The organism is Curtobacterium sp. MCPF17_021 (assembly GCF_003234605.2).
GTDB classification, from domain to species: Bacteria; Actinomycetota; Actinomycetes; order Actinomycetales; family Microbacteriaceae; genus Curtobacterium; species Curtobacterium flaccumfaciens.
In genome coordinates this window covers 1198605-1211779 of sequence record NZ_CP126252.1, presented here as the reverse complement: position 1 = coordinate 1211779, position 13175 = coordinate 1198605, and the positions used below count along the sequence as shown (strand labels likewise).

The following is a 13175-nucleotide window of genomic DNA, read 5'->3' as shown; positions in this document are numbered from 1 at the left end:
GGGCGTATCCTGGCGCTCCGATCGAGAGCAGGAGCAGAGCGCCGAGTGAGCACGCCGCGGAACGACGTCCCCAGGAACGACGACGGACCGGAGCGCCCCGGCGGTTCCCGTCCCACGCCGCCGAAGCCGCGCGGGACCCGGCCCTCCGCACGTGGGACCAAGCCGCGTCGTGGTGGCAAGGTCGCCGGGCACACGCGTTCGGGCCCCCGGCGACAGGCTCCGGTACCCGCGCCCCAGCAGCACGGCGCCTACCGCCGGTGGTACTCGACCCTGCACCCGTCGCTGCAGCTGATCGGCCTGCAGCTCTGGATGCCGCTGTTCTTCATCGTCGGGTTCTGCCTGTGCTACGTCTTCGCGTTCCATGCCCCGCACCCGCACGACGTCCCGATCGCGCTGATCGGCAGCGACCCGGCGTTCGTGCAGGCGGTGCAGCAGGCGTTGCCGGGCGAGTTCGTGTTCCACACGTACGACTCGCTCGCGCAGGCGAAGCGTGACGTGGTCGGCGGCTCCATGGCGGTCGCGTACGACCCCGCCGCGAACGAGTTCTTCAAGGCGAGCGCGCACCAGTTCCAGGTCGCGAGCCTCGTCCCGGCCACCCTCACCGCGGTACTGACCGGCCTGGGCGTGGCGACCCCGAAGGTCACCGAGCTCGCACCCCTGCCCGCTTGGGACGAGTACGGCACCGTCGCGATGTACGTCATGCTCGCGTGGTGCATCGGCGGCTACATGGTCGCGATGTTCATCGGCATCATGGGCGGCCCGCTCCGGCACCGCACCCGGATGACGGTCATCGTGGTCGGCGGCCTGGTCATCTCGCTCATCACGAACACCCTCGCCGGGCCCGTGCTCGGCGCCATCCACGGGCACTGGATCCAGCTCGTGCTCATCGCCTGGGGCTGGATCGTGGCGATCGGCCTGGCGGTGAACGGCCTGAGCTACTTCGTCGGCCGGTTCATCGCCGCACCCGCGATGATCTGCTTCGTCTTCCTGTCCATGCCGTCGTCCGGCGGCGCCTACCCGAAGTGGTTCATGCCCGAGCCCTTCGCCTGGCTGAACAACGTCGTCGTCGGCTCGAGCATGGTCGACATGATCAAGCACCAGGTCTACGGCGTCGGCCCCGGCCCGGCCCGCGGCCTGATCACGATGGCCTGCTACGCCACGGCCGGCCTGGTGCTGATGTACTTCGGCAAGAAGTGGTGGGAGCGCCGACGGATCCGCGCGATCGTCACCGGCCGGACCACGATGTTCCAGGACGCCAACACCGCCAACCGCGAGTTCCTCGGCGGGCAGCGCGACGCCGAGCTCGCGCGCCACGGCCTGACCTCCACCGAGACCGGCACCCTGAGCGTGCTGCGGGACGACGCCTGGGAGGACGAGCGCACCGGCGGTGACGTCTTCACCGGCGGTCGCGACGGCCTCGAGCCGGACGCGACACCGACCGGTCGCATCGCCGTGCAGCGTCCCGCGGACCGGTAGCTCGTTCCTGACGATCGCACCGCTCCCGCAGACCGAGTGCGTGCGCATGTTGCGACGATGCGCCAGTCGAACGACGCGTGCTCTGTCGCACGATGCGCGCGCATCATCCGTGCCGGCACGCGCACCGGTGCGGTACCGCTGACGCGTATCCTGATCGGATGAACCCGCGCATCACCTGGCACCGCGTCCTCATCACCGTCGTCGTCGTGTTCCTCGTGCTGACGGTCGGCTTCTACGCCGCGAGCGTCCTGCTCGCGCCCGCCGACGGCCGCGGCACCGCCGGGCTGTTCGTGGGGTGGGCGATGTTCTCGATGATCGGCGCGATCGTCGTCGGCATCATCGACTTCTTCGTGCGGCCCCTGGGTGGCCGGAGCGGCGACGCCGACGTCATGGCCGCCGCCGAGGAAGCGCGCACCGGCAGCACCCGCACCCAGCAGCCGCGCTAGCAGCCAGCACCTAGTCTTCCACGCCGACGCCGACACCCGTCCCGGTGAACCCGGCGACGGTCGCGTCGTCCTCGGCGAACGTGAACCGCGCGCGGACGCTGCCGCCCGCGAGCACCCCCGGCAACCAGTACCGGGCGTCGTCCCACATGGCGTCGTACGGGACGGTGTCGACGGGGATCCACCGCGGCTCCAGTTCGTCGGAGCCCGACGGGTCTCCCTGCCAGCGGCGGCAGACGAAGACGTCCGAGACCTGGGACCAGGACGGTCGGTACGGGAACCGGTAGTCCAACGTGCCACGGGCCTCCAGGTCGACCGCGTCGATCCGCAGGCCGACCTCTTCACGCACCTCGCGCACGGCGGTCTCGACCGCCGACTCGCCGGGCTCGCGCTTGCCGCCGGGGCCGACCAGACGGCCCGTGCCGAGGCCGCGGCGCTTCTCCCCCAGCAGGACCTCGGGGCCTGCCTCGCCGTCGCGCAGCAGGTACACGACCACCACCCGGGGATGCTGGGACTTGCTCTCGTCGCGAAGGGTCACGCGTCCAGTGTGACCGATGGAGTGTCGTACGCTTTTCCCATGGCAGGCGTGCTGCGGGGGCACCATGGCTGAGCCCCGCAGGACCGGGCGCAGCCTCGAAGTGCTGCGCGCCGAGGCCGCCGAGGAGATCTCGATGCTCGTCGAGCACCGGAGCCGTCAGGGTGAGGACCCGTGGGAGTTCATGCCGACGCTCCCCACCGTCGACGAGCAGGTCGTGCTGATCCTGCGCGCGGACGCCGTCGACCTGGACGAGGCGATCGGCAAGCGGCACGCACAGTGGTCGAGCCACCCGGCGTCCGGGCAGGGCACCAAGCTGGGCGAGGAGTACCACCGGCTGCGCCGGATCGCGCTGCAGCACCCCGAGCTGACGCCCGCCGTGTGGAAGCTGCTGGGCGCGCTGCCCGAAGCCGGCTGAGCTGCGGTTGGATGGACGCATGACCGAAACCGTGCTCGCCGTCCTCAACCAGCCCTCCCGCGACGCTGCGCCGCACGACCCCGCGGCGGACGCCTTCACCTGGGCGAAGCCGCTCGAGGAGCACGTGCAGGTGCAGGACCTCGGCGTCACGCGCGGCGACGGCGTGTTCGAGACGATCACGGTGATCGACGGTCGGCCCCAGGCCCTCGAGGCGCACCTCGCCCGCTTCGGCCGCTCCGCCGCGATGCTCGACCTGCCCTCGCCCGACCCGGAGGCCTGGCGCCAGGCCATCGAGGCCGTCTGCGCCCGCCTCGACCCGGTGCGGGAGGCCTTCGCCAAGACCGTCCTGACCCGTGGCGTCGAGGGCACCGACCGCCCGACCGGGTGGGTCTACGCCGCGCCGTCGGGCGACTCCACGGCCGCACGTACCGAGGGCATCTCCGTCGTGGTCCTGGACCGCGGGTACCGGCACGACGTCGAGCGCACCTCGCCGTGGCTGCTGCAGGGCGCGAAGACGCTGTCGTACGGCGTCAACATGGCCGCCCTGCGCGAAGCCGTCCGCCGCGGCGCCGACGACGCCCTGTTCGTCTCGAGCGACGGATACGTGCTCGAGGGCACGCGCGCCAACCTGATCATGAAGGTCGGCGACCGGCTCGTCACGCCCCGCACCGACATCGGGATCCTGGCCGGCACGACGCAGGCCGACGTGTTCCGCTTCGCCGAGCAGGAGGGCATCGAGACCGCCTACGAACTCGTCACCCTCGCCGACCTGGCAGCGGCGGACGCGCTCTGGCTCGTGTCGAGCGTGCGGCAGGCTGCGCCGATCCGTTCGGTGAACGGCGACGCGCGTCCGATCGACGCCGAGCTCACGACGCGCATCAACGACTTCCTGCTGGCGCGCGAGGTCTGAGCACGCGGCGCCCCCGGCGCAACGGCCTGGAGGCCCGGATCGCGACCCGCAGGCACGTCGCGATCCGGGCCTCCCGGCTCTGCACCCGCTACCAGCGCGGGGTGGTGACGCCCGCTCCGTCGGTCCACGTGAAGACGGGCTTGCCGTCGATCCAGACGCGCGTCGCGCGGCTGGTCGCGTCGAGCGGATCGCCGTCCCAGAGCACGAGGTCGGCGTCGTAGCCCTCGGCCAGCCGACCGACGCGGTCCCCGAACCCGAGGAACTCGGCCGGGTTGACGGTGAGCGCCTCGAGTGCGGTCTGGGCGGGCAGGCCCTCCTTCACGGCGGCGGTCGCCTGGTCGACGAGCATGTTGATCGGCACGACCGGCGCGTCCGTCGTGATGGCGACCCGGACCCCGGCGGCCGCGATGGTGGCGAGGTTCGGGATGCCGCGGTCGCGGAGCTCGACCTTCGAGCGGTTGGTGAAGAGCGGGCCGTAGATGACCGGGATGTCCTTGGCGGCCAGCACGTCGGCGATCTTGTGCGCCTCGGTGCCGTGGTTCACGACGAGGCGGTAGCCGAACTCCTCGGACAGGCGGATCGCGGTGGCGATGTCGTCGTGGCGGTGGGTGTGCTGGTCCCAGACGAGCTCGCCGTCGAGCACCCGGACGAGCGTCTCCTTCGTCAGGTCGCGGGCGAACGGCTCGTCCTTCGCGGCTGCGGCGTCGCGGGCGGCCTTGTAGTTCTGCGCCTCCACGAAGGCGTCACGGATGATCTTCGCGACGCCGAGCCGGGTCGAGGGCGTCTGGCCCTTGCCGCCGTAGACGCGCTTCGGGTTCTCGCCGAGGGCGCTCTTCACACTGACCGAGTCGGAGATGAGCTGCTCGTCGATCGTCCGGCCGCCCCAGGTCTTGATGGCGACGCTCTGCCCGCCGATCGGGTTGCCGGAGCCGGGCTTGACGACGATGCTCGTGATCCCGCCGGCCAGGGCGTCCCGGAAGCCCTCGTCGTCGATGTCGATCGCGTCGATCGCGCGGACGCCGGCCATGTTCGGGGCGGTCATCTCGTTCGTGTCGTTGCCGGCCTCGCCGTTGGCCTCCTCGTGGATGCCGACGTGGCCGTGCGCCTCGACGAAGCCGGGGACGAGCCACGAACCCGCGGCGTCGATGACCGTCATCCCCTCGGGCGGGGAGACGTCCGGACCGATCGCGGTGATCCGGCCGTCCTCGACGACGACCGCGCCGCCGTCGAAGGCTGGAGCGGAGACGGGGACGACGTGGGCACCGGTGATCGCGAAGGAGTTGCTCATGGCACCAACGGTACGCGGGGGCGCGGTGCGCGGGCGGGCGCGCCGTCGCACGGGCGCGCGCGGCGGGGCCGGGGGGGGTCGGGCGGCGGCGCGGGGCGGGCCCGCGGCGGCAGGCGGCGAGCGGGCGAAATACCGATTCCTGGCGTCGAGCGTCCGGGTGGCTCTACCGTCGCGGGATGGCACACCGGAGCGACACCTGGCCCACGCACGAACGCAGCGAGCGACCGTGGCGGAGCACCGTCCGCGGGTGCCGTGACGACCGGCTGGTGACCACCGTGCGGGTGTCGCTGGCCCCGTCCATCGCGAGGGCTCGGTGGACGCCCGACGACGACACCGTCGCGCTGCTCGACCGGAGCGCCACGGCCCTGCGCGCCCTCGACGTCCACCACGGCTCCCGGCTCGCGCCGCTCGGGTCCGTGCTCGGCCGGACCGAAGCCGTGGCGTCGTCGCGGATCGAGGACGAGTCCGCGTCGATCGACGACCTGGCACGGGCCCTCGTCGGCATCCGGGCGAACGCCGGTGCCGCCGCGGTCGTCCGGGCCGGCGGCGCCGTCGAGCACCTGGTGTCCGGAGCGGACTCGGGCACCGTCACCGAGGCCTCCCTGCTCGAGGCGCACCGCCTGCTGATGCGCGACGACCCGGTGGACGGACGGTACGCCGGCCGGTACCGCGACGTGCAGAACTGGATCGGCGGCGGTGCCACGCCCCGCGATGCCGTGTACGTGCCACCACCGCCCGAGCTCGTGGCACCGCTGATGGCCGACCTGTTCGCGTTCGTGCACCGTGTGGACCTGCACCCGATCGCCCAGGCCGCGATCGCCCACGCCCAGTTCGAGTCGATCCACCCGTTCACCGACGGCAACGGTCGGATCGGGCGCGCGCTGATCGGTGCCGTGCTCCGGCGACGCGGGGTGACGACCACGGTCACGGCACCGGTGGCCACCGCGCTCGCTACGGATCGGCGGCGGTACTTCCGGCACCTCGAGCAGTACCGCGACGGCAAGGTCACCGGGTTCGTGGTCGACCTGGCCCTCGCGATCGGGACGGTCTGTGATGAGGCGACCCTGAGCGCCCTGCTGCTCGCCGAGCACGACGCCGATCGGTCCGCCGGCCCCTGTGCCTCGGGCCCGCACGCGGTCGTCGGCCGTGCGCTCGCCGACGACCCCGTCCTGACCGAAGCGCACCTGGACACCCTGCTCACCACCGACGAGGTCGAGCGCGTCACCCACGACCTGGTGCTGGCGGGAGTGCTCCGTCCGGTCACCGGTCGTCTCCGAGACCGGGCGTGGGTCGCACCCGCCGTGGTCGACGAGCTCGAGGCGTTCGAGCAGCGGGTGCAGGCGGCGGTGGGCGGGCGCGAGCGCACGGCGGCCTGACCGGGGGCGCGGGCGAATAGGGTGGGACGGTGAGCAACGAGCACACCGCATCCACCCCGCCCAGCGCCGCCAAGCGGCCCGTGACACGGACCCACCACGGCATCGACTTCGTCGACGACTACGAGTGGCTGCGGGACAAGGAATCCCCCGACACCCTGGCGTACCTCGAAGCCGAGAACGCCCACACCGACGCCGCCACCGCGCACCTCGCGCCGCTGCGCGACCGCATCTTCGCCGAGGTGAAGAGCCGCGTCCAGGAGACCGACCTCTCGGTACCGGTCCGCATGGGCGACTGGTGGTACTTCACCCGCACCGCCGAGGGCAGCCAGTACGGCGTGCACTGCCGCGTGCCCGTCGCCGGCCCCGACGACTGGACGCCGCCCGCCGTCGTCGAGGGCGAGTCGACGCTCCCCGGCGAGCAGGTGGTCCTCGACGGCAACGCGCTGGCCGACGGCCACGAGTTCTTCTCCCTCGGCACCTACGACATCAGCGACGACGGCACACGCCTGGTCTACGGCATCGACGTCGAGGGCGACGAGCGGTACACCCTGCACGTGCGCGACCTGGCCCCGGGGACCGACCTCGGCGACGCCATCCCGAACACGGGCGCCGGCGCCACGTTCGACCCGGCCGGCCGCTACGTCTTCTACCCCACGGTCGACGAGTCGTGGCGTCCGGACAAGATCTGGCGCCACACGGTCGGCACCGCGGCGTCCGAGGACGTCCTGGTGTTCGAGGAGCCCGACGACCGCTACTGGGTCGGTGTCGGTGTCACCCGTTCGTCGCAGTACATCGTCATCGAGCTCGGCTCGAAGATCACGTCCGAGGCGCACGTCCTCGACGCCGCGGACCCGACCGGTGAGTTCCAGGTCGTCTGGCCCCGGCGCGAGGGTGTCGAGTACGAGATCGAGCACGCCATCGTCGGCGGCAGCGACCGGTTCCTGGTGCTGCACAACGACGGCGCCGAGAACTTCGAGCTCGTCGACGTCCCCGCCGACGACCCGACGTCCGAGCGTGACCGCCGCGTCGTCGTGGCGCACCACACCGAGCGCCGCATCGAGTCGGTCGACGCCTTCGCCGGACACCTCGCCCTGGAGTACCGCTCCGAGGCACTGCCCCGCGTCGCGATCATCCCGATCGAGGGCGACGGCTACGGCGACGCGCACGAGGTCCCCTTCGACGAAGCACTGTTCTCGGCGGGGCTCGGCGGCAACCCGGAGTGGGAGCAGCCGACGCTCCGGATCGGGTACACGTCGTTCGTGACCCCTTCCGAGGTCAGCGACCTCGACCTGACCACCGGCGAGGTCACCGTCCTGAAGCGCCAGCCCGTGCTCGGCGGCTACGACCCGGCCGACTACGTGCAGGAGCGCGACTGGGCGACCGCGTCGGACGGCACCCGCGTGCCGATCTCGCTCGTCTGGCGTCGTGACGCCGTCGAGGACGGCACCCCGGCACCGCTGCACCTCTACGGCTACGGCTCGTACGAGCACTCGATCGACCCCGGCTTCAGCGTCATGCGCCTGTCGATGCTCGACCGCGGTGTCGTCTTCGCCGTCGCGCACGTCCGTGGTGGTGGTGAGCTCGGCCGGCACTGGTACGAGAACGGCAAGACCCTGACGAAGAAGAACACCTTCACCGACTTCGTCGCGGTCGCCGAGCACCTGATCGAGTCCGGCCGCACGAGCGCCGACCGGCTCGTGGCCGAGGGTGGCAGCGCGGGCGGGCTCCTGATGGGTGCGGTCGCCAACCTCGCACCCGAGCGGTTCGCCGGCATCCTGGCCGCCGTGCCGTTCGTCGACGCGCTGACGAGCATCCTCGACCCGGACCTGCCCCTCACCGTCATCGAGTGGGACGAGTGGGGCGACCCGCTGCACGACGCCGAGGTCTACCGCTACATGAGCGAGTACACCCCGTACGAGAACGTCCGTGACGACGTGCAGTACCCGCAGATCCTCGCCGTGACCTCGATCAACGACACCCGCGTGCTGTACGTCGAGCCCGCGAAGTGGACCGCGAAGCTCCGCGAGGTCGGCGCGCCGGTGCTGCTGAAGACCGAGATGTCCGCCGGCCACGGTGGTGTCAGCGGTCGCTACGCGTCGTGGAAGGAGCGGGCGTTCGAACTCGCCTGGCTGCTCGACGTGCTCGGGCTCGCCGACGAGACGCCCGCCGCGGCCACCGCCAACCCCATCGCCGCGGGCTGAGCAACGCCTCGCACTTCGTGAGCAGAAGAGGTCGGGTCCGAACGCGGGACCCGACCTCTTCTGCTCACCAAGCGCACCAAGCGAACGAAGCGCTCGCAGCGCGCACCCCGCTCACACGCGGTTGAGCGCGTGCACCGCCTCGTCGTAGGACTCCTCGGCCAGGCGCACCCGGTCCCCCGCGAGTACCCCGTACCCGAAGGTGCCCTCACCCCCACGCTCGGCGATCGCCGCGTTCGCCCGCAGGATGTCGAGGGCGTGCAGGGACCGCACCCGTTCGGTCAGCACGTCGGCGGCGGTGCCGATCCGCTTCCACAGCGCGTGCGGGAACGCGTCGTCGCCGAGCACGTCCATCGCCATCCGGGCGCGCATCGTCTCCTGCCACGCGGCCTCGGTGGTGGTCCGGTCGGCAGCCTCGCGCTCGGCAGCGGTGTCAGAGGTGTCGTCGGCGACGGCGGCCCGGACGAGCTCGCGCACGCGCGGCTTCACGTCGGCGCCGACGTCCTGCGCGACCTGCTTCGGTGCGCGGAGCGACCACGCCGTCGGAGCCGGTCGCTCGGCCGCGTCGTCGAGGGCGTCGAGCAGTTCGAGGAACGGCTCGCCGTGCAGGAACGCGACGACGTCCCGCACCGCCTGGTCGCGACGTTCCCGGGTCGAGGCGAGGATGCGCTCGCGGGTCATCGCGTCGACCAGGTCGTCCTGCGCCGGCGACGACGCCCGCGGCAGCCGGTCGATCAGGTACTCGGCCAGCGCCGCACGCGCGGTGACGCCCGCCAGGCCGTCCGCCGCCTCGGCGGCGCGGTCGACGGCCTCGCCGTCGGGGAACGCCGGGCGGTAGGCGCCCAGGATCGCGGCGATCTCGAGGGTCGTGTCGGCCGCCTGCCGGAGGTCGGCCGTGTCGCCGGAGCGGAGCCGGGCCTCCTGGCCGAGCAGCGCGACGCGCAGCTTGCGGACGCGCTTCGCCAGGATGCGTGCGGTCGTGCCCTTGGCCGGCTTCTCCTCGGTCTGGAGGCGCGGTGCCGGTGCTCCTGCAAGCCCGCGTGCCAGCTTGGACGCGACGGCGGCGGGGCCGGCGCCGACGGCCGCGAAGCGTCCGTCGAGTGCCGCGAACAGCTCGTGGGCGATCTGCGGGTCGACGCCGTCGACGGTCTCGACCTCGACCTCGCGCCAGGTGCGCGGGGTCTCGGGGGCGTCGTCGTCGAGGCGCTGGGCGGTGACCTGGTCGTCGGCGAGCTCGGCGATCTGGTCGCCGTCCTCGTCGAGCAGTCGGGTGACGGTGCGGGTGGTCGTGATCCGGACGACGGGACGCAGCCCGCGGCCACGACGCTCCGTGAAGAGCGCGGCGAGGACCTCGTCGGGCACCGTGTCGGCGTCGTCGGTCAGGGGGAACTGCTGCTCGTGGCGGACCGTGTCCGACTCCGAGCGCTTGATGTGCCAGCCGGCGTCGGGGCCGCCCGTGCGACGGCGGACGGTCACCCGCGCGGCCACCAGGTCGTACCGCTCGGTGTCCCAGTAGGTCGCGTCCAGTTCGAACGGCTCCTGGTGCTCGGTGCGGAGGATGCCGCCCGCGCCGACGAGGTCGGGGAGGGCACCGCCCTCGGCCAGGTCGTAGGTGCGCTCGATCTCGAGGTGCGTGTGGCTCACACGCTCTTGTCTACCAGGCACTGCGGGGTTTCCCCGCACCCGGGGTTAGCCTGCAGGGATGAGCGACACGATCACCCGCGAGCAGTTCACGCCCGAAGCCGGCGGCGTCACGATGTTCACCACCACGTGGTGCGGCTACTGCGCCCGGCTGAAGAACCAGATGTCGAAGGCCGGTGTGCCCTTCACCGAGGTCGACATCGAGCAGACCCCCGGTACCGCCGAACTCGTCGCCGAGGTCAACGGCGGCAACCAGACCGTGCCGACGCTGGTGTTCCCCGACGGCTCGACGGCGACGAACCCGTCCCTGGCCGAGGTGCAGTCCCGCATCTGAGCAGGTCCTCCTCGCAAGACACCGGTGTTCACGCTCCGAACACGCGCATGACGCGGTTCAGAGTGCGAACACCGGTGTTTTGCTGTCCGGGACAGCGCCGGACGCGCCGGCGCTAGCCGCCGAGCGCCTCGGTCAGCAGCGCAGCCATCGCGTCGAGCTGGATGTCACCGGAGTCGACGACCTCTTCGTCCGAACCGTCGAGCGCGCGGGCGGCCAGGGACGCCTTCGAGTCGATGAGCTCGGCGATCTTGGTGTCGATCGTCTGCGCGGCGATGATGCGCCACGCGGTGACGGGCTCTTCCTGCCCGATGCGGTGCACGCGGTCGATCGCCTGGGTCTGCTCGGCGCTCGTCCACGACAGCTCGGCGAGCACGACGTTCGACGACACCTGCAGGTTCAGGCCGACCCCGGCCGCGGTCAGCGAGCAGACGATGACGGCGACGTCGGGGTCGTTCACGAACGAGTCGATCTCGGCCGTGCGCTGCGTCGGGGTCTGGTCGCCGCGGATCGTGGCGGTGCGCAGGCCGCGGCGGGCGAACACCTCTTCCGCCTGGTCCATCACGTCGAGGTGCTTCGCGAAGAACACGACCTTGCCGACGTTCGAGGCGAGCTGCGCCGCGTAGTCGGCCGCGAGCTGGGCCTTGGCCCGGCCGATGCGGCGGACCATCGAGAACACGTTCTCGCCGGTCGACGAGGCGTCCTGGTCCTCGAGCTCCCAGCGGGCGACCTGGCGGACCAGCTTGTGGTCGATGCCGACGACCGGGTCCTGCCCGGTGCGGGCGTCGAGCGCCTGGTGGTAGCGGCGGACGAGCTTCGCGGTGAGCTCGCGCTCGGCGTCGCGGATGGAGCGACCCTCGTCACCGTCGAGCTCGACGGGGATGTCGGCGATCCGGCGTGCCGGGATGTCCGCGGCGACGTCGACCTTGCGGCGTCGGACGATGCCCTGGTCGATGACGGCACGGCGGGCCTCGACGAAGAACCCGGGGTCGGCCGGCGTCAGGCCGATCTCCTCGAGCTCGTTCATGAGCTTCGCGCGCGGCTTCTTGTCGTCGATCCAGCCGAGGTACTCCCAGATGGTGCGGAAGTCCTCGACCGAGTTGATCAGCGGGGTACCGGTCAGCGCCATGAGCAGCGGCGCGGCGGTGCGCTGGCGGATGCGCTCGGCGATCTGCAGCACGAACCGGGCGCGCTGCGAGTCCCTGTTCTTGATGAAGTGCGCCTCGTCGACGACCATCCCCTTGAACCCGAAGTTGCCGAGCCACCCGGCGTGCCGGTCGAGGATCTCGTAGTTCACGATGACGATGTCGGCGAACCCGTCGAGGTCGTTGCCGTCCCCGTGGATCACCGTGGCGCGGTGGTTCGGCACCCAGCGCTCGGCCTCACGCGCCCAGTTCGTCTTGACGACGTTCGGCACGACGACGAGCAGCGGGAACGCGTTGGCGGCATCGGCGGCGAGCAGCGACTGTGCGGTCTTGCCGAGGCCGGGCTCGTCGGCGAGCAGGAACGTGCGGTGCCCCTGCGCCGCGGCGGCGACGAGTTCCGCCTGGTGCTTCATGAGCGTGGTGCCCGAGCGCGAGTGCAGCGTCGTGGGCTCCGGCAGCGGCATCGTCGCCGCTCCCCCGCCCGCGCCGTACTCGAACGACTTGAACAGCGGTCCGAACAGTTCCCAGTTCGCCAGGCGACGCGGGTGCGCGACGGGCTGGTCGGCGAGGGCGAAGTCCGGTGGCATGAAGGGGTTCGCGAGCTGGCGCTGCACGACCGCCTGCGGCACGACGGCCCGCACCGGGGTCTCGACGACCGCGGCGGGCTCGGACGCGATGACGAGGTCCTCCGGCTGCAGTTCCATGCCGCCGGCGATCATCATGTCGCGCTTGACCGCACGCGTCGCCTCGGACACCTGGACCTCTTCGGCGAGGAGCTGGATGACGCTGGTGTCGCGCGCAGCCGTCTTCGCCAGGATCGTGGCCACGCCGTCGAGCCGCTTGAGCTGCTCGGCGCGCTGCGCGTCGGTGAGCTCCGAGTCGGCCTTCACCCGCGCGCGCTCTTCGCGCATGAGCAGGGCGACCGCCTGGAACTTCGTCCGGTTCGATGCCTTGAGCGGTCCGCGCTGCGCCGCGGCCTCGACCTCGCGCACAGCGCGGGCGAGGACGGGGATGACGCCGTCGTTGTCCAGCGGCCTGGTGCGACGTGACGCGGTCCGCGTCCCGCCGGCAGCACGCCGGGTGCCTGATCGAGCCAACGCTCCTCCTGTTCCGCCCACACGTCGGGGCGATCCGCCCGTGGGGCGGGAAGTCCTGCACCGGTGCCTGGCGCGGCTCCGGTTCAGCTGCGGGCCACCGTGGCCCACCGCATCGCCGGTCCCCGCATCGGGACGTCCGGTGGACTCCCGCGAGCCGTTCCACACGAGCACCTGCCGGGAGCAGGTTCGGACGGTCCGCGCCGGGATCCGGCGTCGTCACACGCACGTGATGCCCCCTCGGGGCGGTCACGGCCCGGTCCCCGCGTCGATCAAGTGATCGACGGCTGCGTCCGGAATCGACGCGGCACGCGGGAACG

11 protein-coding genes are annotated in these 13175 nt (G+C 71.9%); 7 read left to right on the top strand and 4 right to left on the bottom strand.

What is annotated here, in order from left to right; translation table 11 throughout:
* Nucleotides 1-45 precede the first annotated feature (45 nt).
* Nucleotides 46-1476, top strand: coding sequence for an ABC transporter permease (locus tag DEJ29_RS05800; RefSeq protein ID WP_111094705.1), 1431 nt, complete (start codon nt 46-48; stop codon nt 1474-1476).
* Nucleotides 1477-1634: 158 nt separating this feature from the next.
* Entirely contained in the window at nt 1635-1922 is a 288-nt protein-coding gene (locus tag DEJ29_RS05795) for a hypothetical protein (RefSeq protein ID WP_027464737.1), read from the top strand.
* Nucleotides 1923-1932: 10 nt separating this feature from the next.
* Here the strand turns inward: DEJ29_RS05795 and DEJ29_RS05790 are convergent, their stop codons facing one another.
* Nucleotides 1933-2457, bottom strand: coding sequence for an 8-oxo-dGTP diphosphatase (locus DEJ29_RS05790; RefSeq protein WP_181438160.1), 525 nt, complete (start codon nt 2455-2457; stop codon nt 1933-1935).
* Between the two features lie 64 nt (nt 2458-2521).
* Here DEJ29_RS05790 and DEJ29_RS05785 point away from each other — a divergent pair, with 64 nt between their 5' ends.
* Nucleotides 2522-2872, top strand: coding sequence for a tryptophan synthase subunit alpha (locus tag DEJ29_RS05785; protein WP_111038858.1), 351 nt, complete (start codon nt 2522-2524; stop codon nt 2870-2872).
* A gap of 19 nt (nt 2873-2891) precedes the next feature.
* Nucleotides 2892-3782 (top strand): aminodeoxychorismate lyase, encoded by an 891-nt coding sequence (locus DEJ29_RS05780; RefSeq protein WP_111094707.1) that lies wholly within the window; start codon nt 2892-2894, stop codon nt 3780-3782.
* A gap of 88 nt (nt 3783-3870) precedes the next feature.
* Here the strand turns inward: DEJ29_RS05780 and DEJ29_RS05775 are convergent, their stop codons facing one another.
* A complete protein-coding gene (locus DEJ29_RS05775; protein ID WP_111094708.1) occupies nt 3871-5070 on the bottom strand; it encodes an amidohydrolase in 1200 nt (399 codons plus the stop codon).
* 176 nt (nt 5071-5246) lie between these two features.
* On the opposite strand from DEJ29_RS05775, the gene DEJ29_RS05770 reads away from it, so the two are divergent.
* Nucleotides 5247-6446 (top strand): Fic family protein, encoded by a 1200-nt coding sequence (locus tag DEJ29_RS05770; protein ID WP_111096048.1) that lies wholly within the window; start codon nt 5247-5249, stop codon nt 6444-6446.
* A 29-nt stretch (nt 6447-6475) separates the two neighbouring features.
* A complete protein-coding gene (locus DEJ29_RS05765; RefSeq protein ID WP_111096049.1) occupies nt 6476-8647 on the top strand; it encodes a S9 family peptidase in 2172 nt (723 codons plus the stop codon).
* A gap of 111 nt (nt 8648-8758) precedes the next feature.
* On the opposite strand, the gene DEJ29_RS05760 is transcribed toward DEJ29_RS05765, so the two are convergent.
* Entirely contained in the window at nt 8759-10288 is a 1530-nt protein-coding gene (locus DEJ29_RS05760) for a CYTH domain-containing protein (protein WP_181438293.1), read from the bottom strand.
* Between the two features lie 58 nt (nt 10289-10346).
* On the opposite strand from DEJ29_RS05760, the gene DEJ29_RS05755 reads away from it, so the two are divergent.
* On the top strand, nt 10347-10619 hold the full coding sequence (locus DEJ29_RS05755) for a mycoredoxin (RefSeq protein WP_071405571.1): 273 nt from the start codon (nt 10347-10349) through the stop codon (nt 10617-10619).
* A gap of 112 nt (nt 10620-10731) precedes the next feature.
* Here DEJ29_RS05755 and DEJ29_RS05750 read toward each other — a convergent pair whose 3' ends face one another.
* A complete protein-coding gene (locus tag DEJ29_RS05750; protein WP_071405570.1) occupies nt 10732-12858 on the bottom strand; it encodes a DEAD/DEAH box helicase in 2127 nt (708 codons plus the stop codon).
* Nucleotides 12859-13175 lie beyond the last annotated feature (317 nt).